The organism is Micromonospora humi, assembly GCF_900090105.1.
GTDB lineage: Bacteria > Actinomycetota > Actinomycetes > Mycobacteriales > Micromonosporaceae > Micromonospora > Micromonospora humi.
The window spans coordinates 65,200-88,517 of record NZ_FMDM01000010.1; the positions used below are offsets into that span (position 1 = coordinate 65,200).

19 protein-coding genes and 1 pseudogene are annotated in these 23,318 nt (G+C 71.8%); 8 read left to right on the plus strand and 12 right to left on the minus strand.

The features are described from left to right. Nucleotides 1-38: 38 nt before the first annotated feature. Nucleotides 39-1,448: an FAD-dependent oxidoreductase gene (locus GA0070213_RS19510; protein WP_091066346.1), complete on the plus strand. Its 1,410-nt coding sequence runs from the start codon at nucleotides 39-41 to the stop codon at nucleotides 1,446-1,448. A gap of 48 nt (nucleotides 1,449-1,496) precedes the next feature. Then, on the plus strand, nucleotides 1,497-2,390 hold the full coding sequence (locus tag GA0070213_RS19515; RefSeq protein ID WP_091066349.1) for a hypothetical protein: 894 nt from the start codon (nucleotides 1,497-1,499) through the stop codon (nucleotides 2,388-2,390). A gap of 95 nt (nucleotides 2,391-2,485) precedes the next feature. Here GA0070213_RS19515 and GA0070213_RS19520 read toward each other — a convergent pair whose 3' ends face one another. Continuing rightward, on the minus strand, nucleotides 2,486-3,031 hold the full coding sequence (locus tag GA0070213_RS19520) for a GNAT family N-acetyltransferase (protein ID WP_091066351.1): 546 nt from the start codon (nucleotides 3,029-3,031) through the stop codon (nucleotides 2,486-2,488). 105 nt (nucleotides 3,032-3,136) lie between these two features. Between GA0070213_RS19520 and GA0070213_RS19525 the strand changes: the two genes are divergently transcribed. Both GA0070213_RS19525 and GA0070213_RS19530 read left to right on the plus strand, forming a co-directional pair. Next, nucleotides 3,137-4,183 (plus strand): TIGR01777 family oxidoreductase, encoded by a 1,047-nt coding sequence (locus GA0070213_RS19525; RefSeq protein ID WP_091066354.1) that lies wholly within the window; start codon nucleotides 3,137-3,139, stop codon nucleotides 4,181-4,183. Beyond that, the gene (locus GA0070213_RS19530; RefSeq protein ID WP_245716470.1) at nucleotides 4,170-4,913 is read left to right on the plus strand and encodes an aminoglycoside phosphotransferase family protein; all 744 of its coding nucleotides are present in this window, start codon (nucleotides 4,170-4,172) and stop codon (nucleotides 4,911-4,913) included. The genes GA0070213_RS19525 and GA0070213_RS19530 overlap by 14 nt, the downstream gene beginning before the upstream one ends. Nucleotides 4,914-4,983: 70 nt before the next feature. Here the strand turns inward: GA0070213_RS19530 and GA0070213_RS19535 are convergent, their stop codons facing one another. Together GA0070213_RS19535 and GA0070213_RS19540 are read right to left on the minus strand one after the other, a co-directional pair. Beyond that, nucleotides 4,984-5,757 (minus strand): hypothetical protein, encoded by a 774-nt coding sequence (locus GA0070213_RS19535; protein ID WP_091066358.1) that lies wholly within the window; start codon nucleotides 5,755-5,757, stop codon nucleotides 4,984-4,986. A 153-nt stretch (nucleotides 5,758-5,910) separates the two neighbouring features. Beyond that, on the minus strand, nucleotides 5,911-7,374 hold the full coding sequence (locus tag GA0070213_RS19540) for an endo-1,4-beta-xylanase (protein WP_091066361.1): 1,464 nt from the start codon (nucleotides 7,372-7,374) through the stop codon (nucleotides 5,911-5,913). A 444-nt stretch (nucleotides 7,375-7,818) separates the two neighbouring features. Here GA0070213_RS19540 and GA0070213_RS19545 point away from each other — a divergent pair, with 444 nt between their 5' ends. Then, nucleotides 7,819-9,051, plus strand: coding sequence for a cellulose binding domain-containing protein (locus GA0070213_RS19545; protein ID WP_091066365.1), 1,233 nt, complete (start codon nucleotides 7,819-7,821; stop codon nucleotides 9,049-9,051). A gap of 36 nt (nucleotides 9,052-9,087) precedes the next feature. Here the strand turns inward: GA0070213_RS19545 and zwf are convergent, their stop codons facing one another. Continuing rightward, a complete protein-coding gene (gene zwf / locus GA0070213_RS19550; RefSeq protein ID WP_091066368.1) occupies nucleotides 9,088-10,581 on the minus strand; it encodes a glucose-6-phosphate dehydrogenase in 1,494 nt (497 codons plus the stop codon). 315 nt (nucleotides 10,582-10,896) lie between these two features. Here zwf and GA0070213_RS19555 point away from each other — a divergent pair, with 315 nt between their 5' ends. Further along, nucleotides 10,897-12,000: an FUSC family protein gene (locus tag GA0070213_RS19555; protein WP_091066372.1), complete on the plus strand. Its 1,104-nt coding sequence runs from the start codon at nucleotides 10,897-10,899 to the stop codon at nucleotides 11,998-12,000. A gap of 106 nt (nucleotides 12,001-12,106) precedes the next feature. Here the strand turns inward: GA0070213_RS19555 and GA0070213_RS19560 are convergent, their stop codons facing one another. Then, entirely contained in the window at nucleotides 12,107-12,940 is an 834-nt protein-coding gene (locus tag GA0070213_RS19560) for an SAM-dependent methyltransferase (RefSeq protein ID WP_245716471.1), read from the minus strand. A 460-nt stretch (nucleotides 12,941-13,400) separates the two neighbouring features. Between GA0070213_RS19560 and GA0070213_RS32770 the strand changes: the two are divergent. After that, nucleotides 13,401-14,066: pseudogene (locus GA0070213_RS32770) on the plus strand (YcaO-like family protein); the annotation flags it as partial. Between the two features lie 46 nt (nucleotides 14,067-14,112). After that, nucleotides 14,113-14,277: a hypothetical protein gene (locus GA0070213_RS32255; RefSeq protein ID WP_245716472.1), complete on the plus strand. Its 165-nt coding sequence runs from the start codon at nucleotides 14,113-14,115 to the stop codon at nucleotides 14,275-14,277. Between the two features lie 25 nt (nucleotides 14,278-14,302). Here GA0070213_RS32255 and GA0070213_RS19570 read toward each other — a convergent pair whose 3' ends face one another. The 7 genes from GA0070213_RS19570 to GA0070213_RS19600 form a co-directional block, all read right to left on the minus strand. Then, nucleotides 14,303-15,145, minus strand: a complete 843-nt coding sequence (locus tag GA0070213_RS19570) for a C1 family peptidase (RefSeq protein WP_091066380.1) — start codon at nucleotides 15,143-15,145, stop codon at nucleotides 14,303-14,305. 160 nt (nucleotides 15,146-15,305) lie between these two features. Further along, a complete protein-coding gene (locus GA0070213_RS19575) occupies nucleotides 15,306-17,270 on the minus strand; it encodes a right-handed parallel beta-helix repeat-containing protein (RefSeq protein ID WP_091066383.1) in 1,965 nt (654 codons plus the stop codon). Between the two features lie 25 nt (nucleotides 17,271-17,295). Continuing rightward, complete coding sequence (locus GA0070213_RS19580; protein WP_091066388.1) at nucleotides 17,296-18,987, minus strand: CocE/NonD family hydrolase; 1,692 nt, start codon at nucleotides 18,985-18,987, stop codon at nucleotides 17,296-17,298. A gap of 15 nt (nucleotides 18,988-19,002) precedes the next feature. Beyond that, a complete protein-coding gene (locus GA0070213_RS19585) occupies nucleotides 19,003-19,872 on the minus strand; it encodes a carbohydrate ABC transporter permease (protein WP_091066390.1) in 870 nt (289 codons plus the stop codon). After that, nucleotides 19,869-20,822: a carbohydrate ABC transporter permease gene (locus GA0070213_RS19590; protein WP_091066394.1), complete on the minus strand. Its 954-nt coding sequence runs from the start codon at nucleotides 20,820-20,822 to the stop codon at nucleotides 19,869-19,871. The genes GA0070213_RS19585 and GA0070213_RS19590 overlap by 4 nt, the downstream gene beginning before the upstream one ends. Nucleotides 20,823-20,893: 71 nt before the next feature. Next, a complete protein-coding gene (locus GA0070213_RS19595) occupies nucleotides 20,894-22,150 on the minus strand; it encodes an ABC transporter substrate-binding protein (RefSeq protein ID WP_091066397.1) in 1,257 nt (418 codons plus the stop codon). Nucleotides 22,151-22,368: 218 nt separating this feature from the next. Beyond that, a complete protein-coding gene (locus GA0070213_RS19600; protein WP_217628636.1) occupies nucleotides 22,369-23,247 on the minus strand; it encodes an NAD(P)H-binding protein in 879 nt (292 codons plus the stop codon). Nucleotides 23,248-23,318 lie beyond the last annotated feature (71 nt).

The following is a 23,318-nucleotide window of genomic DNA, read 5'->3' on the forward strand; positions in this document are numbered from 1 at the left end:
CTGGAGAGTGAGCACCACCTGCGCCGATCCTTCCCGGCATGGCCCACATTCTCGTACTCGGCGCCGGCCTCGCCGGCCTCACCACGGCGATGCTGCTCGCCGACGACGGGCACCGGGTGACGGTGCTCGAACGTGATCCGGCGCAGCCGCCGCCGGTCGCACACGCCGCTGTCGCGTGGGACGACTGGCGGCGGCACGGCGTCAGCCAGTTCCGCCTGCCGCACTTCATGCTCCCGCGCTGGTGGTCGCTGATCCGCACGCACCTGCCCGACGTCGCCGGCCCTCTGCTGAGCGCCGGGGCACTGCCGGTCAATCTCCTGGGCGCGCTGCCCGAGGCGCGCCGCGGCGCGCTGCGCGCCGACGACTCGCGCTTCGACACGGTCACCGCCCGGCGTCCCGTGCTGGAGGCGGTGCTCGCCGGTGCGGCCGAGGCGGTCGGCGTGACGCTCCGGCGCGGCGTCGCCGTCACCGGCCTCGCCATCGACCGGCAACCGTGCGCTCCGCACGTCACCGGCGTGCGGACCACCGGCGGCGGGACCGCCCCCGCCGACCTCGTCGTGGACTGCGGCGGGCGGCGCTCGGCGCTCGGGGCGTGGCTCTCCGCGGCCGGCGCGCACCCGCCGATCGAGCAGCGCGAGGACTCCGGCTTCCGGTACTACGCCCGGCACTTCCGGTCGCGTTCCGGCTTACTGCCCGCCGTGCTGACGAGCCTCCTGCACCACTACGACTCGCTGTCGGTCCTGACACTGCCCGGTGACAACGACACCTGGAGCGTGGTGCTGACCACCAGCGGCCGGGACCGGGCGTTGCGCCCGCTCCGGGATCCGGACCGTTGGTACGCCGCGCTCGCCCGTTACCCGCTCGCGGCGCACTGGGCGGATGGCGAGCCGATCTCCGGCGTCGACGTCATGGCCGGCATCGAGGACCGGTACCGCCGGCTCGTCGTCGACGGCCGGCCGGTGGCCACCGGCGTAGTGCCGGTCGGGGACGCCTGCGCCTGCACCAACCCGTCGCTGGGACGCGGGGCGTCGATGGCGCTCATCCAGGCGGTCCTGCTGCGGGACCTCCTGCGCGAGACGGATCCGCGGGACCACCACACGTTCGCCCGCCGGTTCGACGAGGCCACCACACAGACGATCGAGCCGCTCTACCGGGCGACGCTGTGGTACGACCGGCACCGCCTGGCCGAGCTGGACGCCGACGCGGCGGGACGGCCGTACCGCCCGGCCGACCCCCGCTGGCGGGCCGGTGCGGCGCTCTTCGCGGCGAGTCTCGCCGACCCGGAGCTGACCCGGGCGCACACCGCCCTCGCCTCGTTCATCGCCACACCCGACGAGGTGTTCGCCGTGCCCGGCGTGCTCGACCGGGCCCTGGCGCTCGGCGGCGACGCCGACCGGTATCCGCTGCCGGGCCCGTCCCGCGCCGAACTCCTCGGGACGCTGGAATGAGGCCGGGCGAACGACGCCGGTTGGCCCGGTCACCTAGCATCGACCTGCGTGACCCGGTTCGCGTTGGTGACCACGCAGCCCGCCGGCGACCCACCGGCGCTGCTGACGCTCGGCGTGTGGTCCACGCTGGTGATGGCCACGGTCTTCGTCGGCACCCTGCTGTCCTACCTGCTACGGCACCGGCTCGAACGCGCCAACGCCGCGATCCAGGGCATCCGCGAGCACGAGTACGTCAGGAGCGTGCAACAGCCGGTCGCCGGTGTGTTGGTCGGCGCGGTGGGCGGCTACGGCATCAACGTCGCGACGCAGGGCGCCGGATGGCCGGGCTACCTGGGATGGCTGCTCGGCATGCCGGTCCCGGTCGCCATGGTCACCTGGGCCGCCGTCCGCGGCGTGCGGCGACGCCGGTTCGACGAGCAGTGGCCGCCGGACGAGGTGCCCGCCGACGATCCGGTCGAGGTCCGCGGCACCCTTCGCCGCGTCGTACGCGAGGGCGCCGAGCCGGCGCCGGCCGATCCGGCCGCGCTGGACCGGGCCCTGCGGCTGCTGCTGGACGAGGTCCTGCCCGCGCTGCGGGCCCGCCGGGACCGTGGCCCGCGCCGGTGGCTCCGCGACCACCGGGCGGTCACCGCTCTCGTGCTCGGCTGGGCGGCGCTGACGCTGGGCGCCGTGGCGGCCGTGGCGGTCCCGCACCTGGCCGGCGGGCGACCGGGCGCGTGGGCGGTGCTCGGCGGGGCCGCGCTGGTGATCCCGGCGCTCGCCGGCGGCCAGTTGGTCGTGCTCTACCGGCACAGCCGCTTCCGGTCGGGTGCGCTGGCGGGTGAGGTGGAACGGTCCGCCGGGGCGGTCCGCCGCCGGATCACCGAGCGCCGGCTCGGCATCGCGGCCGAGTCCGACGGCGAACCGCGTCGGCGCCGACGGCCGGCACTCCCCGCCGACTGACCCGCGCGGCACGGGCTCCGGCCCGCGCGTATCCCTGCTCTCCGTCGAGCGGTGCCGGCCTGGCGTTATCAACGTCGGCCGGCGCTCGCGCCGTCCTACAGGTCCATCGCGTAGACCCGGACCTGACGGCCGGTGTCCGGCTGCACGGTCTCGCGCTCCAGCGACATGCCCAGCTTGACCATCACCCGCGCGGATGCCTCGTTGCCGACGACGTGGATGCTGACCAGTCGCCGCAGGCCGAGTCGGGCACGGGTGTGGGCGACCACGGCCCGGGCCGCCTCGGTGGCCAGCCCTCGGCCCCAGTGGGCACGGCCGAGCCGCCAGCCGATCTCCACCGCCGGCATGATCTCGGGTAGGAAGGCCGGCACCGCCAGTCCGGTGAAACCGGCCACCTCGCCGGTCTCCTTGAGTTCCACCGCGTAGAGGCCGAAGCCGTGCTCGTCCCAGTGCCGCTGATAGGTGGCCAGGCGCTCCGCGGTCTCGGCCCGGTTGAGAGTGCGGCCGTCATGGATGTAGCGCATCACCTCGGGCTGCGCGTTGACCGCGGCGAGCGCGTCCAGATCCGCGCGGTGCCAGCGCCGCAACAGCAGCCGGGGGGTGTGCAGGGACGTGGCGTCGTCGGGGGTGGTCGGGACAGGCACACCCCGTTCCTAGCAGCTCCGCGCCCGGAAGGCGATGGACCGGCCCGCCTCCCCCGTGTACGGTCGAGTTGAACGTGTTCAAATTAGCCCACGAGGCGGAGGATCATGAAGATCGTCATTCCCGGTGGCACCGGGCAGGTCGGCACGATCCTGGACCGGGCGTTCACCTCGGCGGGCCACGACGTCGTGCTGCTGACGCGCTCGCCGGAGGGCGGGCGTCAGGTTCGTTGGGACGGCCGCACGCTCGACTCCTGGGCCGAGCAGATCAGCGGTAGCGACGTGGTTGTCAATCTGGCCGGGCGCAGTGTGAGCTGTCGGTACACCGCGTCGAACCTCGAAGCCATGATGAACTCGCGGGTGGAGTCGACGCGGGTCGTCGGCGAGGCCATCGCCCGGGCGGCCCGGCCGCCCAAGGTGTGGATGCAGATGAGCACCGCGACGATCTACGCGCACCGCTTCGACGAGGCCAACGACGAGCACGACGGCCTGACCGGCGGCGACGAGCCGGGCGTGCCCGGATACTGGGCCTACAGCGTCGAGATCGCCCGGAACTGGGAGGCCGCACAGCAGCAGGCGGCGACTCCGCACACGCGTAAGGTCGCCCTACGCGCGGCGATGGTGATGAGCCCCGACCACGGCGGCGTGTTCGACGTGCTGAGCCGGCTCGCGCGGCTCGGGCTCGGCGGGCCGGTCGCCGGTGGCCGGCAGTACGTCTCGTGGATCCACGACCAGGACTTCGTCCGCGCGGTCCGGTTCCTGATCGACCGTGACGACCTCACCGGGCCGGTGAACCTCGCCGCGCCGGGCCCGCTGCCACAGCGGGAATTCATGCGCGAGTTGCGGTCGGCCTGGCGGGTGCCGGTCGGCCTGCCGGCCACCAGATGGATGGCGGAGGTCGGTGCCTTCGCGATCCGGTCCGACACCGAACTGCTGCTGAAGAGCCGACGAGTCGTCCCTGGGCGGCTCACCGACGCCGGATTCACGTTCACCCATCCCCACTGGCGGGCCGCGGCGGTGGACCTGGCGTCACGGCGTCGCCGCAACCGGCGGCCTCGCGCCGGCGTTCCCCACCGTGGCCGGGCGTCCGACACACGCCTCACCGGCGACATCGACGGTCGCGTCCGTGATGATGGCCGACATGGACGTGAATGAGGTCGAGGTCGTCGTCGCCCACAGCGAGCGCGCGACCCTGCGCGTCGGTGACGTGTTCGTGAAGGTCGACGCCGATCAGAACCGCATCGACGTCGAGGTCGAGGCGATGACGACGGCACCGGTCCCGACGCCGCGGATCCTGTGGCGCAAGCCGCCCGCGCTCGCGCTCGCCGCCCTGCCGGGCTCGGCGCTCGGCCGCCTCGGCGAGCCGTCCGCCGCGTCGCCGGCCGCGTGGGCCGCGGCGGGCGCCGCCGTCCGTACGCTGCACGACGCGCCGCTGCCGCCGTGGCCCGGGCGCAGTCGCGACGAGTTCGCATCCCGCCTGGCGGACGAGTGCGAGTGGCTCGTCGCCCACGACGTCCTTCCCGCCGAGGTGGTCACCCGCAACCGCCGGCTCGCCGAGACCGCGCTGCGGCCGTGGACACCGGTGTTCATCCACGGCGACCTGCAGGTCGACCACGTCTTCGTCGCCGGCGACGAGGTCACCGGCATCGTCGACTGGTCCGAGGCGTCCCGGGGCGACGCGCACTTCGACCTCGCCGTCCTCACCCTGGGACACCCGGAGCACCTCGGCGACGTCGTCGCCGGCTATGGCGCCGACGTCGACCACGACCTCGTCCGCGCCTGGTGGTCGTTGCGGTGCCTGACCAACGTCCGCTGGCTCGCCGAACACGGCTACGGCTCGCCGGATGGGTTCCCCGAGGTCGCCGTGCTGCGATCCCAGCCGTGAGGCGGCCCGTCGACGGCGTCCGGGCCACGGGTGGCCCGGACGCCTCCGAGCCACCCCGGGGAACCCCCGGTCAGCAGCCGAGCCGTGTGCGCGAGAGAGCGATGTCGTCGATCCAGAGGTCGAACTCGCCCGGCGTCGTGCCGCCCTGGTAGAGCTGCCAACCGATCTTCACCGTGTCCACCGTCGGCAGGACGAACGGAACATCGTTGCCCCCGTGCTCGGCCGTGGAGGCGGTCAGCTCCGGGTTCGCCACGCCGTCGAACCACACGGCGACGCGGTTGTCCGTCGCGTCGATCTTCCACTCGACGCACTGCCAGGTGTCCTCGGTGACCGGGGCGGACTCCCGCCAGTTGGTCCAGTCGCCGGTCGGGCCGCCGTCGGCGCCGACACCCCAGAAGGTTCCGGGGACCGTGGGCGCGTACTGGCCGCCGACCGGACGCACGACCTCCGCGCTGCCGGAGCCGGTCGCCTCCACCAGGGTGAAGTGCGCCCAGTCCGGTGCGGTGGGGAAGGCGTCGACGCGCAGACGCATCCGGCCGTAGAAGCGGTTGCCCGGCGCGGCGAAGTCGTCGACACGCAGGAACGCGCGTCCGTTGTCGACCGTGTGCACGTGCAGCACCTGGTTGCCACGACGGGCACGCTCGACGGTCAGCGTGCCGTGGCGGGTATCGACGCCCCAGTTCACCGTGCTGGCCCCACCGGCCGGCAAGCGCTCGAAGTCCTCACAGAAGAGCAGGCCACGGGTGCACGAGCGCGGGGAGGCACCCGCCGCGCCGGCCGGCACGCTACCGGCCGCGGTGCCGAGGAGCAGGGCGGTGGTGATCACCGCGAGGAAACTACGCATGGTCATCCTCCACGAGGGCCGACCAGCCGCGCGGCCGCCTCGATCTCTAGATATTGATGTTCATCATTACATATGGCGACCACGGCCAGACCGGGTCCGCAGCCGCCGGCCGCGGACCCGCCGGCGTCCGGACACCGCTGGTATGGCCCCCGGTCAGGGGCTGGTGCAGGAGAGGCTGCCGGGTGCCGCGTTGCTGCTGCCGTTGACCAGGAAGCCGAAGGTGGTCGAGGCGTTCGCGCCGAGGGACCCGTTGTAGTCGGCGTTGCGCACGCTGACCGTCCCGCTGGTGCCCGTGTTGATGCCGTTCCAGACGTTGGCGATGGTCTGCCCGCCGGCCAGCGTCAGCCGTACGGTCCAGCCGCTCAGCGCGGTGGAGCCGTTGTTGGCCACGGTGACCTCGCCCTGGAAGCCGCCGCCCCAGCTGTTGACCATGCGGTACGTCGCGGTGCAGCCACCCGGCTGCCCGGTGCTCGGCGGCGTGGTCGGTGGAGTGGTGGTCGGCGGGACGGTCGTCGGCGCGGTGGTGGTCGGCGGCACTGTCGTCGGCGGGGTGCTCGTGCCCGGCACCGTGGTGGACGCGGCGTTGAGCGCGTTGAGCACGGCGGTGTACGCCGCCTTGGGGCTGCTGTTGCGGTCGAACAGCAGGGGATTCTCGTTGCCGCGCCACGAGTCACTGTCGCGGATGCCCCACGTCGTGATGCCCACGCAGCGCGGGACGCTCACGCAGGCCTGGGTCAGGCCCTGGTACTGGCTGGTCGAGGCGTTGGTGACGTCGACCTCGGTCAGTGCCACGTCCACGTCGAGGGCGGCGAAGCTGGACAGCGTGGTCTGGAAGTTGCCCGGCAGCGAACTGCCGCCGGTGAAGTGGGTCTGCAGACCGACGCAGTCGACCGGGACGCCGCGGGACTTGAAGTCCTTGATCATGTTGTAGACGCCCTGCGTCTTGGCGTACGTCCAGTTCTCGATGTTGTAGTCGTTGTAGCACAGCTTCACGCTCGGGTCCGCGGCGCGCGCGGTCCGGAACGCCACCTCGATCCAGTCGTTGCCGGTCGACTGCAGGTTCGACGACCGCCGGCTGCCGTTCTCGGCGAAGGCCTCGTTCACCACGTCCCAGTAGGCGAGTTTGCCCTTGTAGTGGGCCATCACACCGTTGATGTGGTCGATCATGGCGGTGCGCAGGGCACTGCCGCTGAGGCTCCCCCAGAACCTCGGCTGCTGAGCGTGCCAGGCCAGGGTGTGCCCACGGACCCGCATGCCGTGCTGGGTGGCCCAGTTGTAGATCGCGTCGCCGGCGCGGAAGTCGAACTGACCCCGGTTGGGCTCGGTCGCGTCGGGCTTCATCTCGTTGACGGCAGTCATCATGTCGAACTCACGGTTCGCGATGGTCAGGAAGCCCGAGTCGCTGAGACGGTCGCCCCCCATCGCGGCGCCGAAGTATCGGCCGCTGCGCTCGGCGGCCGCCTTCAGCGTGGTCCCGGGTGGTCCACTGAGGTCGGCACGCGCGAGGGTCGCCACGGCCATCGAGGACACCGCCACCGCCAGGGCGCAGGCACCGCCGAACAACAGCCGGGCGGCACTCCTGCTGCGACGCCTCGGTCGAGCGGGTACGTCGTTCATCTCTGCCTTCTCCTCGGTGTTTCGGTCTGGCCCGTTGCCGCGCGAGGCACGGAACCGGCCGATCGCCGTACGGTCGACGACCGGAGCACCGCGCTCGGTGGACCAGCACGCGCAGACGGCGCCGAGCCGGCGTCGAGCCGGCCGCGCCCGAATGGGTGATCACCGACCGGCGGCCCGGTCCGCCGGTGGATGGCGTGCGCTCCGCGCCGTACGCCGGCGCGGGATGAAGCTGCCCTGACGTGATGTTATATCGAACCGGTTCGATCCGCGATAAGCGGTTCCCGACAGTCGGGCGTCACATTGACGGACGTCGCTGCCACGATGATAGTGGTCGCATCCCGTTCCGCCGGCGCGCGTGAGAGAACCACGTCGGTCGATGCGCGAGCGGCCAACCGCCACCGGCCACCACCGGCAGCGCCGTGGCGTACATCCACGGGAGGACGCATGAGACGGACGTCGACGATCTGGGCGGGGCTGGCGGCCCTCGTCCTTCCGGTCACCTCCGTGGTGATGGCGCTCGGCGGGACACCGGCCGACGCCGCGGTCGGCGGCTCCGGCCCCTATCCCGCCGACTACGAGACCTCGGCCACCCTGGCCAACCACACCATCTTCCGACCCCAGACACTCCCGTCCGAGCGCCTCCCCGTCTTCGTGTGGGGCAACGGCGGCTGTTCGGCCAACGGGCTCTCCCAGGGCAACTTCCTCCGCGAGATCGCGTCCCACGGCTTCCTCGCCATCGCCAGCGGCGCGCCGAACGGGTCCGGCTCCACCACCTCGCAGATGCTCACCCAGTCCATCGACTGGGCCGTCGCGGAGAACTCCCGGGCCGGCAGCAAGTACTACAACCGGCTCGATACGTCCAGGATCGCGGTCGCGGGCTTCTCCTGTGGCGGGCTGGAGGCGTACGCCGTCTCCGCCGACCCACGGGTCACCACGACCGGCATCTTCAGCAGCGGCCTGTTGAACGACGCCGACGACTACCAGCTCCGGCGGTTGACCAAGCCGATCGCCTACTTCATGGGCGGGCCCAGCGACATCGCCTACCCGAACGGCATGGACGACTGGGGCAAGCTGCCGGCCGGGCTGCCCGCGTTCATGGGCAACCTCAACGTCGGGCACGGCGGCACGTACGACCAGCCCAACGGCGGCGAGTTCGGCCGGGTGGCCGTGCTCTACCTCACGTGGCGCCTCAAGGGCGACACCACCGCCGGGCGCACCTTCGTCGGCGCCGACTGCGGCCTGTGCCACAGCCAGTGGACCGTCCAACAGAAGAACCTGACGCTCGACGACGGCCCGACACCCACCACCCCGCCGCCCACCACTCCCCCGCCGACCACTCCCCCGCCGACCACTCCCCCGCCGACCACTCCTCCGCCCAGCGGCGGGAGCTGCACCGCGGTCTACGCCGTCCAGGACCAGTGGAACGGCGGATTCGTCGCCAACGTCACCGTCACCGCCGGCGCCGCCGCGCTCACCGGTTGGCGGGTCACGCTCAACCTGGCCGGCGGAGCATCGATCACCTCGGTGTGGAACGGCGTCGCCGGCGGCACCAGCGGGACGGTCACCGTCACGAATCAGAGCTACAACGGACGACTGGCCGCCGGCCAGTCCACAAGCTTCGGGTTCCAGGGCACCGGAACCGGCAACGGGACCACCGCCACCTGCGTCGGAAGCTGACACCCGGCGGCGCCGGCCGAGCTCGTCACGGCAGGGTCACGCGGAATTGCGCCACTTGCGGCCGTGCCGGCCGATGAGCCGGTCGGCGTCGGTCGGGCCCCAGGAGGCGGCCTCGTAGGTGGGGATCGGCGAGTTGTCCTTCTCCCAGTACTCGATGATCGGGTCGACGATCCGCCAGCACTGCTGCACCTCGTCGCTGCGAATGAAGAGTGACGCGTCACCGATCAGCGCGTCCAGGAGCAGACGCTCGTACGCCTCCGGGGACTCCTCGACGAACGTCTGGTCGTAGGAGAACTCCATGGTGGCCGTGCGGACCCGGAAGGAGTGACCCGGCACCTTGGCACCGAAGCGCAGCGAGATGCCCTCGTTCGGCTGGATCCGCAGGATCAGCGCGTCGGCTTCCAGGCCGGTGAGCTGGTCGGTCGGGATCGGCAGGTGCGGTGGCCGCTGGAACTGCAGCGCCACCTCGGTGAGCCGGGCCGGCAGGCGCTTGCCGGTGCGCACGTAGAACGGCACCCCGGCCCACCGCCAGTTGTCCACGTTGAGCCGCATCGCGGCGTAGGTCTCGGTCCGTGACAGCGGGTCGACGCCGGCCTCCTCCCGGTAGCCGGCCATCAGCTCCTCGCGGGTGCCGCCGCGGGTGTACTGCCCACGGACCGCGGCCTCGGCGATGTCCCGGTCGGTGGGGAGCCGGATCGCCTGCAGCAGCTTCACCTTCTCGTTGCGCAGGCCCTCGGCCTCGAACGACGCCGGCGGCTCCATCAGTGCCAGCGCGAGGACCTGCAGCACATGGTTCTGCACGATGTCCCGCATCGCGCCGGCGTCCTCGTAGAAGCCGCCGCGCGAACCGACGCCCAGGGTCTCCGCGACGGTGATCTGCACGTGGTCGACCCAGGAGCGATCCCAGATGGGCTGGAAGATCGAGTTCGCGAAGCGCAGCGCCAGCACGTTCTGGACGGTGTCCTTGCCCAGATAATGGTCGATGCGAAAGACCTGGCGCTCGTCGAACGCGCCGTGCACGACACCGTCGAGCTCGCGGGCCGTGACCAGGTCGCGACCGTACGGCTTCTCGATGACCAGACGGGAGAAGGACCCCTCGCGCGGCTGGTTCAGCCCGACCCCGGCCAACCCGTTGATCACCGGCTCGAACGCCCCGGCCGGGGTCGACAGGTAGAAGAGCCGGTTGCCGGACGTGCCCCGCTGCGCGTCCAACTCGTCGAGCGTCGCCACGAGCCGCTTGTAGGTCTCCGGGTCGTCGTAGCCGCCGGCCACGTACCGCACGCCGCCCCGGAGCTGGCGCTTGCTGGCGAGCGTGCGCCCACCGAGCGCGCTCTCGGCGAACTGCTCGTCCGTCATCGGGGTACGCGCCACGCCGACCAGCGCGAACTGGTCCGGCAGCCGCTCGTGCCGCGCGAGGCTCTCGACCGCCGGCAGCAGCTTTCGCCGGGTCAGGTCACCGGAGGCGCCGAAGATCACCAGCGTGGCAGGCGGGGCACTCCGCTCCTGGATGAGCTGAGTCGCGTGGTCCATGGTCTGCGTTCCTCCGGGCATCAGGGGTGTCGGGTCGGGTGGCGCGGGGCTGTCGTGCCGGGACTCGTGCGGCTGTTGCGGTCGTGTCCGGAACCACGCTACTGGCCGCTCGGTCCCGGAGCTCGAGCGTCGCACGCCGGCCCGACGGATGGGCGGCTCGGCGGCGGCCCCATGCGCTCCGTCGCCGGGCCCCACCCGCCCGGTGCGTGCCACACCACCCGGCGATTGAGCAGGTCACGGGCGGGGTAGTGGCCCTTCTCGCGGAAGATCAATCGGCGGCCGGTCCCGGCCCGCCCGGCAAGAGGGGTACCACCGGTGCGAAACTGGGGGCGCGACGCCGTCGCGCGGTTGCGGGGCGACGGGATGACCGTGGTCGAGCTGACCGCCGCGGCCGCGGTCGCCTGGATCGTGGCGGCGGTGGTCATCCGTCACCCGGACCCGTTCTACGCGCCGACCGCCGCGCTCGTCGTGCTCGGCGAGTCCCGCGGGCGGCGACTGCGGCAGACCGTCGAGATCCTGCTCGCCGTGGCCGCCGCCGTGCTCGTCGCGGAGCTGCTGGTGTACGCGCTGGGCCCGGGCACCGGCACGGTCCTGCTGGTGCTGGTGCTGACCACCACGACCCTCGTGGTGATCGGCGCCCGCCGCGCCCTGGTCGTGCAGGCCACCGTCTCGGCCATGTACCTGGTCGTGGTCGCCGCGCCGCACGGGACGCTGATGCCGTTCCGCTTCGTCGACGCGCTCATCGGCGGCGCGGTGGCGCTGGCCGCCAGCCAACTGATGGCCGCCCGGGACCCGCTGGCGCCGCTGGTGGCGCAGGCCCGACGCAGCTACACCGACCTGGCCGACCTGCTCGAGGAGGTGAGCGCGGCCCTGCGGGGCTGTGACGAGGACGCCGCCCGCACCGCGCTGGAGCAGGCCCGGCAGGTGGACAACTGCGTCGCCGAGATGCAGGCCGCCGTGCTCGCCACCGGTGAGACGCTGCGGCTGGGGCTGCGCCGCCGGCACTTGGGCAAGCTCGTCGAGGTGGAGGCGACGCTGCGGCAGCTCGACTACGCCGCCCGCAACATCCGGGTGCTGGCCCGCGCCGGTGTGACGCTGACCCGTCGGCACACCGCCACGCCGCCCGAGCTGGCCGCCGCGATCGGTGCGCTGACCACCGCCGTACGCTCGGCCGGGGAGGCTCTGGCCAGCGACCTCGGCGGCGCCGACGCCGACCGGCACGCCCAGCAGGCCGACGCGGCGGCCCTGGAGGCGGTCCGGATCGCCGCGGGCCTGCTGCGGACCGATCCGCCGCTCCCGGTCACCATGATCGTCGGGCAGATCCGGGCCACCGCGATCGACCTGCTGCGCGGCGTCGGCCACGACGACGTGACGGTGCTGGACCGGGTGGACGAGGCACTCGGGTTGAGCCGGGCGTGACGCCGGGGTCTGGCTCGGCGTCGACGCGCCCCGCGCACAGGCGCTGTCGTGGTTTCCCGGCGCCCTGCTGGACCCGGCCGTTCGCGGCGAGCTCACCTCCGGCGGCCTACGGTTTGCGGGCGAGGAGTCCGACGAAGGTGTGGTAGGTGTCGGTCTGCTGCGGCGCGGACGTGCCCGGATCCGGACGCCACTCGGCCAGCGGCACCAGCCCCGGCTCCAGCAGCGTCAGCCCGTCGGCGAAGGCGATGATCTCCTCGTCGGTACGCCAGCGGCCGGTGCCCAGCGACTCGTTGAAGACCCGCTCGACCTCGCGTGCCTTGCGGGAACCTTCCGGGTCCCGCTCGCCCGGATCGCGGAAGTGCGAGATCGCCACGTAGCTGCCCGACGGCAGCGCGTCGATCAACTCCGCCGACACCGCTCGCGGCTCCTCGTCGTCGCCGAGGTGGTGCAGGATCGCGAAGAGCAACAACCCGATCGGCCGGTCGAAGTCGAGGAACCGGCGGACGTCCGGATCGTCGAGGATCTCCTGGGGCCGCCGGATGTCGGCCTGGATCACCGTCGCGGTGCCCTCCGCGGCGAGCAGGGCCCGCCCGTGCGTCAGGACGATCGGGTCGTTGTCCACGTACACCACCCGGGCGCTCGGGTTGTGCTCCGTGGCGACCTCGTGCACGTTGCCCTGCGTGGGCAGCCCGGACCCGATGTCGAGGAACTGGTCGATGCCGGCCTCGGTGACGAGGAAGCGGATCACCCGGCGCAGGAAGGCCCGATTCGCCTGGCCGGCCGCCGGCCCGTCCGGGGTGATCCGCAGGGCGTGCTCGGCGACCTTCCGGTCGACCTCGAAGTTGTCCTTGCCGCCCAGGAAGTAGTCGTAGACCCGGGCCACGCTGGGAACGGTGAGGTCGATTCCGGGGGGTGCGGCCTTGTCGCGGGTCACTGGCATCTCCATCCGATTCTGATCAGCGCACCGGGGCCGGTGGGCGGTTCCGGACTCCGTCCCGGAGTGTAGCGACCGGACGGTGTGGACGGTCGCCCCGTTGGTACCGCTCCCAGCGGATCGGCCCCGCGACCAGGAAGCACGCCGAATGGCGGTGACGGCGTGTCGGCCACCGTCAGCCCGGCGGTCTGTGCCGAGGGCCGGGGCGAGCGGCGGCGCCCGGTAGAACCGGCCCGGGGGCGAACCCGCCGACCGGGCGATCAGCCACCGCGAACCCGGGCCCACCGACCGTTGACATCGATGCGGTCCGCTGACACAGTCCGGGCCGGTGACTACACCGGGGGAGGTCGCGGTGCCGTTCCGATCCGTGCCCCCGGAGTACGCCCTCGCGACCGCCTCGGCCGAGATCGACCGGCTCGGCCTCACGGCACGAGCGGTGGCCCTCGGCCCGGCCGCCTCGCCGACCATGCGCGTCGCGTTGTTCCGGGACGGGGCACGGGTCGCCGTGGGCGCGGGGAAGGGAGCGGGCCCGCAGGGCGCGGCGAGCGCGTACTTCGAGGCCCTGGAGCGCCATCTCATGTCGGCTCGGGACAACCGCCGATGGAGTACGGACGCCACCGGACTCCTGCCGGCGAGCGTCGTGGCCGGTCAGTCCGCCCTGGAGCCCGACCTGGTCGTGCGGCGGTGGGCGACGGAGTTTCCGGACTCCGTCGCGGCGTGCGCCGCGTACGGCGAGGTCCGTTATCCCACCTTCCTCACCGACCCGCGCTACCACCGGTGGCCGGTGCCGGGTGACGACGTCCGGCCGTACCGCGGTCTGCTGCGGTACTCGTCGAGTCTGGGCACCGCGGCCGGCGTCGACCTGGCGGAGGCCGTCTATCACGGCCTCTGCGAGCTGATCGAACACGACGGGCTCGGACAGGCTCTGCTCCGTTGGTACGTCGCCGGAGTGCCGGACGTCGACCTCGTGCCGGTCGAGGGCCTGCCGGACGGGCTGCGGGCGCTGCACGCGCAGGCCGTACGGGCAGCCGGCGCACCCGTACATCTGCTCGACGTCACGACCGACCTGGAGGTGCCGGTGTACCTGGCGCTCAGCCCGGCGGCCGGCGGCGAACCGACCCGGCTCGGGGCCGGCGCGTCGCTCTGGGCTGCAGGGCCGCGTCAACACCACCGGGCGCATGCTGGCCTGGGGCGGTACGCCGTTCGGCGCGTTGCTCGGCGGGCTGGTCGCGGACACCTCCGGTGCCCGGGTCGCGTACCTGGTGCTGGCGCTTCCCGTCGTGCTCAGCCTCGCCCTGGTGCTCGCCTCGCCGGTGCGCGGTCTCCGCGTCACGGTCGGTTGACGTGACGGTGAACCCGGGTGGCGGGTCAGTGCGGGAGTTCGGCGGCGCAGCAGGCCTCGCCGTCGGCGGAGAGCAGGCCCTCGAAATCCGCCCGCTTGATCTTGAAGCGGCCGCGCTGGCCCCAGCCGACCCCCCACGAGTTCTGAAAAAGGTACGCCTGTTCGGAATCCAGCCGGTCCAGCATCACGTAGCAGTGCCCGCCGGCCACCCGGCCGGTCGGCTTGACGTAGCCGTCGGCGTCCGGGTGGAACATGTCGTCGGTCCAGTTGGTGCCGACCACCACCGACCCCTGGCTGTCGATCCACTGGTCGATCTCGGCCAGCGAGCCGGCGAACGCGAACGCCGCGAGCCGGCCCCGGTTGCGCAGCGCCAGCGCCCCGGACCGGACGGTCGAGCCGTTCTCCGCCCGCGGCTCGCCGTCGATCACCTTGCACTCGTAGTACAGCGCGTGCGCGTCGGCGTTCTGGTACTCCCCCGGTACCGGCGTGGCGTCCACCCAGCCCGACCAGCCGAAGCCCACACAGTGCCCGGTGGCACCCTGGTCCAGCTGGACCGGCAGCTGCCAGGCCGGGGTCGCGTCACCGGCCGGCGTCGGGCCCGGCGCGGGCGGGGTCCCGCCGGCCTGCTTCTTCAGCCAGCGCCAGAAGACCAGGTACGCCCGCCAGTCGGTGAAGTACGTGGTCTCGGCGAGCACCTGCTCGATGGTCCGCTGCCGGATCCCCGCTGGCGGCTCGGCGATCTCCATGAGCCGAGGTAGCGACCAGTCCCGCGGGTCCGGCCGGTACACCCGACCCAGCAGCCGGGGACCGACGACCTCGCTTGCGCTGCGCTCCGGTGGGTCCTGCGCCAACCGCCGGTCCAGCACCATGACGGCCTCCCCTCCGATCGGCCCCAGCCGGGATGTCCCACTCCCACGATGCGCCCGGCCTGCGCCCGGCACAGTCCGGTTGCCGACTGCCGGCACGGAATCCGCTGGTCGGGTGGGCACGGCGCCACGGTGACCGCGCGCCCCCGGGGGGCGGCCGTCGTCAGCGGACGCGCGTTCGGCGCGCCCCGGACCGAAGGTCCGCGACCGGGCCGACCGCGCCGTCTCGCCCAGGTTGCCGGGGTGCCCCCGACAGGTCGACGTCCAGGACGGCGGGGCTGCCGTCCACCTCCTCGAACTCCGCGTCGGCGCAGCGGACCCGGCCCAGGTCCCGACCGGTGACGACTCCCACCCGGGCCTCGTCGAACGCGGCGGGGAGATCGGTGACGAGCCAGACCGCGTCGCCCTCGTCGACGACCGTCGCCGTCGCGGCGCCCAGCATCCGCGCCTCACGCTCACCCTCGAACGGCCGGGCGCCCGCGGCGTAGGCGTTCGCGCGGGCGTACACCGGTTGTTTCACCTCCAGGAACTTCTGCTGGTCGCTGGGCGGCTGGTCGTCGAGGCGGGCCAGGTACTCCTCGAACGACGCGGGATGGCCGTCGTATCCGGCGGTGCCGGCCAGCGGTGGCCCCTCGCCCTCCGCGCCCGTCCCGTAGGCCGCGCCCGGGTCGCCGCCCAGGAAGAGGTTGCCCACCCACCTGTCGTCGCCGCCGTAGATCACCGCGTAGCCGGCGACCTGGGTGCTGTGCGGCCGGTGGTACGGCGTGGCGCGGTCCAGCACCGGCTCCAGCCGCAGCGTGCCACAGATCAGGTTGTAGACGAAGGCGCCGCCCTGGCTGAACAGCTCCAGCGCGGCGGGTGAGCCGAAGATGTTGTGCTCGACCAGGTAGGGACCGTGGCTGACCTCGACGAAGAGGTCCCGGCAGTTGTCGTGGTAGACGTTGCGGGAGAGCCGGGTGCCCTGTGCCTGCCAGTCCAGCCAGGTGCCGAGCGAACAGGAGTGGATCCGGTTGCGCCGGATCAGCACGTCGATGGCCGCGTGCAGCTTGATGCCGGCGATCTCGTACCCGTAGAACTCGCGTTTCACGCCGATGCGGTGGATGTGGTTGTCCTCGATGGTGGAGAACGCGCACCCGAGGTGGCCCACTATCGCGTTCTGGCCGCAGTCGTGGATCGTGTTGCGTCGGATCACGTGCGAGCCGACGTGCTCCCGGTCCCACCCGATCTGGCGGGCCGCGAAGACCGACTCCAGCTGGTACTGGTAGCCCGGCTTGTCACCGCGGAGAGCCGAGTGGTTCTGCCCGGTCGACCCCTCCTTCCCGATCGAGATCGCCGCGCACTTGGCGTCGTGGATCACGTTGTCCTCGATGACCCAGCCCTTCGCCCAGTTGGGCCCGATCAGGCCCGGCTGGTCGGCGGTCGGCGGCGCCCACGGACTCGCCGCGTGCGCCAGCTCGAAGCCACGGACGGTGATGTAGTCCAGGTGCGGCTGGTCCGGGTAGAAGACGCTGCGGCGCACGTTGACCTCCACCAGCTCGGTGTTCGGGTCGGCGCCCCGGAAGTTGGCCCAGATCGTCGTCCGCGCTCCGACCTCGGCGTACCAGACGAGCTGGGTGCGGTCCGGATCGCCGACCGGATGGGTCACCCGGGTCCAGTCGTCGACGACAGCGGTGCGGCGGGGCGGATCGTCGACCTCCGCCCGGCTCGCCACCTCGAAGAAGCTCACGCCGTTCAGGTAGACGTCGCCGAGGTGCCGACGCGGCGCACCCTTGCCGTACACGATCCAGTCGCCGGTCACCTCCTCGGCGAACGGGTTGAACGAGCCGAACAGCGCGTTGTCGACGACCGCCCGCCACACCGTCCCACCGAGCGGCTCCCAGCCCGTGACGCGTTCCGACCCCTTGATCACCACGTGCTCGCCGGGCGCCGGCTCGTAGGTGATGCGGCGGGAGTCGCTGAGACCGCCACGGCGTGGCCTCACCCACTCGCGGTACTCCCCCGCGTGCACCACCACCGTGTCACCGGGCTGCGCGACGCCGGCCGCCCGGTTGATCGTCCGGAACGGTCGCTCCGCACTGCCGTCGGCGCGATCCGAACCGGTGGTCGCGACATGGAATACGGATGTCATCCGGGAAGCCTCCTGGTCGAGTGGTTCACCTAGCTGTCGACACGTTCGCGGCCGGTCCCGTCCACACCGGCAGGTCGAGGCGGGACGGGTGGGCGCCGGCGTGGGAGATCTCCTGCCGCGCCCGTACCGTGGCGGTCGCCGTGGCGGCCGGTTCGCCGCCACCCGGATTGCGGGCGTAGCGCGGATGCGCTCCGGAGCTGACCTGCACGGCGACGCGGTGGCCGGCGGCGAAGCGGTGGAACGCCGGCCACAGCGGCACCTCCAGCTCGACGAAACCGTCCTCGTCGGGCAGCGGGTCGGTAGCCGCGGTGCCGACGCCGCCGATGCGGCGGATGCCGTCGCACACGCCCATGGAGCGGCCGTCGGGGTGCACGTCGCAGATCCGGACGAACACGTCCGCGCTGGCCGCGGTCGAGCGGAACCGGACCCGGGCGACCGCCTCCCCGGCGAGGACGACAGCGTGGTCCAGCGGTGGACCGCGGAAGACGACCACGTCCGCCCGGCGTTCGTGGGCGCCGTTGTCGACCGGGCCCGGGCCGGGACCATCGAGTGCGGGTGTCGGGCGGTCGGGATCGTAGGTGTAGCGGGTGCTGCCCCCGTCGGGAACGGCCGCGTCGAGCAGCCCGTGCGGATGCAGGTACCACCGCTGCGCGGCGGTGCCCGGCGGCGGCCACGCGGGTAGGTCGTGCCACTGTTGCGCGCCGGTGAGGAAGGCGCGCACGGGCGCCGGCCGGGCCGCGGGCGCGCCGGCGAAGTGCTCCTTGAGGAACGCGATCGACTCGGCGAGGAACGGGCTCTGCTCGCTGCCGTGGCCCCACGGGCCGATGGTGAGCCGCGGCGGGCGACCGGCCGCGGCGAGTTGGGCGTAGTTGCGCAACTGCCAGGGAAGGAAGATGTCGTACCAGCCGGTGGCCATGTAGACGGGCACGGTGACGTCGGGCACCGACGCGGTGTGCGACTGCCGGGTCCAGTAGTCGTCGGAGAGCTTCTCGTGGGCCAGCCAGTCCTGGTACCAGCCGATCGGGTGGCCCGCCACCGCGGTGTCGCCGCGGGACAGGGGCAGCACGTCGTAGGCTTCGGCCAGCTTCCGGTCCGGCCGACGCGCGAGCCGCGCCCTGACCAGGGCGCCGCGCACGCCCCGCAGGACCATCCGGCGCGACCAGCCGAGTGAGCCACCCAGCGCGAACGCGCCGTTGTGCCAGGTGACCGCGCCGAAGTCGGCCATCGTGACGTTCAGGCACAGGGCGTCCGGGGCGTTCCCGGGATCGTCACGGCACATCCGTCCCGCCACGGCCCACTGGGCGTAGCCGAGGTAGCTCTCCCCGTGCGTCGCGACCGCGCCGGTGAACCAGGGCTGCCGGCGTACCCACCGGTGGGTGGCCATGCCGTCCCGCTGCTCGTCGAGCTGTGGTCGGAAGGTGCCACCGGAGCCGCCCGTACCGCGGCAGCTCTGCACCAGAACCGGGAATCCCTCGCCGGCCAGCGCCGGCGCGTGGGTGAGTGAGCCGTGCCGGCCGTACGGCGAGCGGACGACGACAGTGGGCAACGGCGGTTCCACCGGGCCGACCGGCAGGTAGAGGTCGGCGATCAGGTCGACGCCGTCGTCCATCGGCACGCGCAGCCCGCGCCGTACCGAGAACGCGTACGAGGGCTCGGGGGACGCGTGGCGACGGGCGCGCCGGAGCCGGCCGGACAGTCGGTGGCGGAGGCTCGTCATCACCGGCAGCGGATCTCACCCCTTGAACGCGCCTTCCATGATTCCCTGCACCAGCCGGCGCCCGACGAAGACGAACAGCACCAGCAGCGGAATGGTGGCCAGGAAGGAGCCGGACATGGCCAGTCCCAGGTCGATGTCCCGGTTCTGTTGCAGCGCCTTGATGGCGATCTGGACGGTGTAGTTCTCCGGCGACTTCAGGACGATGAACGGCCAGAGGAAGTCGTTCCACGCGTAGACGAACGTGAACAGCCCCAGGACGTATGCCGCCGGGCGGACGATCGGGAAGGCGATCCGCCAGAAGATCTGCCAGGTGGTCGCGCCGTCCACTCGCGCCGCCTGCATCAGCTCGTCGCTGATGGTGCTGCCGATGTGCTGGCGCATCCAGAAGATGCCGAACGCGCTGACCAGCCCGGGAACGATCACCGCCGGCAGGCTGTCGACCCAGTTCAGTTGCGAGATGATCAGATACTGCGGCACCACGGCCAACTGCGCCGGCACCGTCATGGTCAGCACGACGACGAGGAACAGCGTGTTGCGGCCGGGGAAGGACAGCTTGGCGAAGGCGAAGCCGGCCAACGCGCAGAGCACCGCCTGGCCCACGGCGATCGTGGTGGCGACGACGAGGCTGTTCAGCAGGGACTGCACGAACGGCACGATGGTGAAGACCAGTTCCGCCAGGTGCAGGAAGTTGCCGCCGGGGGTGATCGTCGGGGGGAGGGTCGTCGCGGTGGCGGAGTCCGTCGTCGCCACCACGAACATCCAGTAGAGCGGAAAGACGCTGACGAGCGCCATGAGGGTGAGCACCGCGTACACCGGGACCGGGACGCGGTTGGCCTGGCGCCGCCTGGCCCGCCCGGGCGCGGCGATCGGGGGTACGGGCTTCATGGGCGCTCCGAACGGATTCGGGTGGTCAGCAGGTAGTTGAGTCCGGAGAAGGCCACCACGATGACGAAGAGCGCGACGCCGACCGCCGCGCCGTAGCCGAAGTGGAACTGGCCGAAGGACTGCTCGTAGAGGTAGAGGGTGACGGTCTGGCACTGCCGTGCCGCACCGCACGTGAGGCCGCCCACCGGGTTGGCGAGCAGCGGCTCGGTGAAGACCTGCAGCCCGCCGATGGTCGACGTCACGACGGTGAACGCGATGATCGGCCGTAACGAGGGGATGCTGATGTGCAGGAACTGTCTCCAGCCGTTCGCGCCGTCGGCTGCGGCGGCCTCGTACAGTTCCCGGGGAACCGCCTGCAGCGCGGCGAGGTACAGCAGTGTGTTGTATCCGGTCCAGCGCCAGGCGATCATCGTGGCGATCATGATGTGGCTGCCCCACAGCGACGCCGTGAAGTCGATGTGGTCGAAGCCCAGCAGGCCGAGGAACCAGTTGATCATGCCGTAGTCACGGTCGAACATCTGGGCGAAGACGATGGTCGTGGCCGCCACCGAGGTGACGTAGGGAACGAGCACCGACATCCGGAACAACGCGGCCAGCCGCAGCCGCGCGTGGTTGAGCAGGTGTGCCAGGCCGAGCGCCAGGAGCAACTGCGGCACCGTGGACAGCACCCAGATGCTGAACGTGTTCCGCAGCGCCCCCCAGAAGCGCGGGTCGTGCAGGAGCTCGGAGAAGTTGTCCAGCCCCACGAAGCGGTGCTCGCCGATCGGATCCCAGTCGAACAGGGAGATGTAGAAGGTGAACAGCAACGGGAAGAGGCCGAAGATCAGGAAGAGCACGAAGAACGGCGAGATGTACGCGTACGGCGCCAGGAACTCCCGCACGCCCTGCCGGATCCGCCGCTTGCGACCGGGCCCCGGGGACTCCGGTACGGCCGTGGCCGGGGTGAGCATGGTGGTCAAGGCGTCACCTTCCCGATTCGCGGCAGCCGGACCGGATCCGGCTGCCGCACCTCAGCCCTCCGTCATTCGCGTACGGCGTTCTTGACATTTGTCAGCGCCGTGTTCCAGGCGTTGGCCGGGTTCACCTTGCCCTGCTCGACGCTGGTGAGCGTGTTGAGGAACTCGGTGCCGACGGGGCCGTCCTGCGGACCGAAGTAGAAGGGTTTGATCCCCACCACCGACTGGGTGTAGATCTTGCCGATCGGCGCGTTGCTGAAGAACGGGTCGGTCTTTCCGACCAGCTGCGGGTCGGTGTAGACCGACGGCGTGGTGGGCAGCGATCCCTGCATGAGGAAGTGGTCCAGCTGGCCCTTCGGCGACTGCATCTCGGAGATGTAGTTCCACGCCGCCTTCGCGTTCTTGGCGCGCTTGGGGATGGCGAGGAAGCTGCCACCCCAGTTACCCGAGCCCCCGGGAATGGTGGCGATGTCCCACTTGCCGTTCGTCTCGGGAGCGTTCGTCTTCATCTGGCTGAGCATCCAGGACGGTGAGCACACCACCGCGTAGTCGCCCTTCTTCATGGCCGCGGTCCAGCCGGACGAGAACGAACCCTGCTTGGCGGAGATGCCCGCGTCGAAGGCCTTCAGCGTCACGTCGAAGGCCGCCTTGACCTGTTCGTTGTCGTAGTCCAGCTTGCGATCGGCGCTGTAGTAGCGCTGGCTGCCCTGGTTGACCGCCTGGAAGAAGACGCTTGTCGGCGTGTTGTCCACGAACGGTTTCCCGGTCTGCTGGACGTACTTCCGGCCGACGTCGATGAACTCGTCCCACGTCGGCCAGAGCTTGGCCACCTCGTCCCGGTCGGTGGGCAGGCCGGCCGCCTTGAACAGATCGGTACGGTACGCGACCGCCAAGCCGCCGACGTCGGTCGGCACACCGATGATCTTGCCGTCCTCGGTCGTCGACTGCGCCATCACCCAGTCGAGGTAGTTGCCCTTGATGTCGTTCGCGCCCAGCGTGGTGAGGTCGACGAAGTTGTCCGGGGACTGCATGAACTTCGGCAGGTCGTCGGCCTGGATCAGCACCAGGTCGGGCACCTTGCCGCCGGCCAGCGCGGCGGTGAGCGCCTGCGCGGTCTCGGTCGTGCTGCCCACCTCGGTGAGCTTGACGCGCACGTCGGGGTGCGCCTTCGTGTAGACGTCGACGTCGGCCTTCTGGTTGATGTTGGCAAACGACCAGAACTCGAAGGTCTTCGAGTCGGACGTGCCGTCCGATCCCCCACAGCCGGCAAGGAGGAGCGCGGCGGTGGCGAAGACGGCTGCGGTGGTCCGGACGCGTTTCAACGGCCCTCCATCGGTGATCGCGAGCGGCGGTGGTCGGAGATCGTCTCCTCCGAAACTTATCGAGAAATTTACATGTGATGATTCGTGCGCTGAGGCTACTCACTGGGCCCACCATCCGTCAACGACCTCGCTGCCAGCGAGAGCGCCGGTCGGCAGCGCGGCTGCCGACCCGCGCAGCGCCGAAAGTTTCGGAGCAAGTGGCGCGACTCCCGGTCACGTCACCGGCTCGCGCGCCGCAACGCCGCGCCGTCGGCGGAGAGGAAATCCACCAGCGTCCTCGGCGCCCTGCCGGTGACGCGGGCGACGGTGTCGGTCACCTCCGCGAAGCCGCCGGCGCGTACCCGCTCGAACGTCAGCCTGCTGAGGTCTCGTTCGAAGCCCTCGCTCCCGGCCACGGCCTCGTCGACTGTCACGTCCCGATGGATCACGGGGTGCCCCGCCGCGGCGGAGAGCAACTGCGCCGTGCGTGGCAACGACAGGCTCTCCGGACCGGAGAGCCGGTACGTCCGACCGACGTGCCCGTCCTCGATCAGCGCTCGCTCGGCGACCGCGGCGATGTCGCGGGCATCGATCCAGGCCACGCCGGCGTCGCCGCTGGGGAACGGCAACTCACCCGCCTCGGCGATCTGGTGCCGGTAGAAGCGCGGGTCGGTGAAGACCTGCATGAACCAGCCCGGTCGCAGGATCGTCCAGGGGCGCCCGCTCCCGTGGACCACGCGCTCGACGCTCGGCGCCCAGCCGGCGGGGTGGTCGGAGCCCGGGTGGCCGCCGTCGGAGTCGGACAGCAGGACCACCCGGGTCCCCGGCGCGGTCCCGGCCAGAAGTGCCCGGACGAGGTCCGGTGCGTCCGCGCGATCCGGCCGAACCACGTACACGGCGTCGACGCCGTCGGTCGCCGCCGCCCACCCGGCGGGCTCGTCCCAGGAGAAGGCGGTGGGACGGACGCCGCTCACACCCACGGTGGATGGATCACCGCTGCCGCCGCGCACCTCGACGCCGCGCCGCGCCACGAGCAACTTCGCCAGCGGTAGTCCGGTCTTGCCGCGGACCCCGGTCACCAGCACCCGGGTCACGTCGGTCGAGTTCGCATGCGGCATGGTGATCTCCCCTGGTCCGGCCGGTCAGGTGGGTGAGCAGGTCTCGTGGCCGGGCGTCGCGCCGCGGGAAC

Excerpts from the sequence above, each read along its gene's own strand:
- GA0070213_RS32255 (WP_245716472.1), top strand. The coding sequence starts at position 14,113 with ATGCTGGCCTGGGGCGGTACGCCGTTCGGCGCGTTGCTCGGCGGGCTG.
- GA0070213_RS19575 (WP_091066383.1), bottom strand. The coding sequence starts at position 17,270 with ATGACATCCGTATTCCATGTCGCGACCACCGGTTCGGATCGCGCCGAC.
- GA0070213_RS19585 (WP_091066390.1), bottom strand. The coding sequence starts at position 19,872 with ATGAAGCCCGTACCCCCGATCGCCGCGCCCGGGCGGGCCAGGCGGCGC.
- GA0070213_RS19580 (WP_091066388.1), bottom strand. The coding sequence starts at position 18,987 with ATGACGAGCCTCCGCCACCGACTGTCCGGCCGGCTCCGGCGCGCCCGT.
- GA0070213_RS19530 (WP_245716470.1), top strand. The coding sequence starts at position 4,170 with ATGGACGTGAATGAGGTCGAGGTCGTCGTCGCCCACAGCGAGCGCGCG.
- GA0070213_RS19545 (WP_091066365.1), top strand. The coding sequence starts at position 7,819 with ATGAGACGGACGTCGACGATCTGGGCGGGGCTGGCGGCCCTCGTCCTT.
- zwf (WP_091066368.1), bottom strand. The coding sequence starts at position 10,581 with ATGGACCACGCGACTCAGCTCATCCAGGAGCGGAGTGCCCCGCCTGCC.
- GA0070213_RS19560 (WP_245716471.1), bottom strand. The coding sequence starts at position 12,940 with ATGCCAGTGACCCGCGACAAGGCCGCACCCCCCGGAATCGACCTCACC.
- GA0070213_RS19510 (WP_091066346.1), top strand. The coding sequence starts at position 39 with ATGGCCCACATTCTCGTACTCGGCGCCGGCCTCGCCGGCCTCACCACG.
- GA0070213_RS19535 (WP_091066358.1), bottom strand. The coding sequence starts at position 5,757 with ATGCGTAGTTTCCTCGCGGTGATCACCACCGCCCTGCTCCTCGGCACC.
- GA0070213_RS19590 (WP_091066394.1), bottom strand. The coding sequence starts at position 20,822 with ATGCTCACCCCGGCCACGGCCGTACCGGAGTCCCCGGGGCCCGGTCGC.
- GA0070213_RS19525 (WP_091066354.1), top strand. The coding sequence starts at position 3,137 with ATGAAGATCGTCATTCCCGGTGGCACCGGGCAGGTCGGCACGATCCTG.
- GA0070213_RS19540 (WP_091066361.1), bottom strand. The coding sequence starts at position 7,374 with ATGAACGACGTACCCGCTCGACCGAGGCGTCGCAGCAGGAGTGCCGCC.
- GA0070213_RS19600 (WP_217628636.1), bottom strand. The coding sequence starts at position 23,247 with ATGCCGCATGCGAACTCGACCGACGTGACCCGGGTGCTGGTGACCGGG.
- GA0070213_RS19570 (WP_091066380.1), bottom strand. The coding sequence starts at position 15,145 with ATGGTGCTGGACCGGCGGTTGGCGCAGGACCCACCGGAGCGCAGCGCA.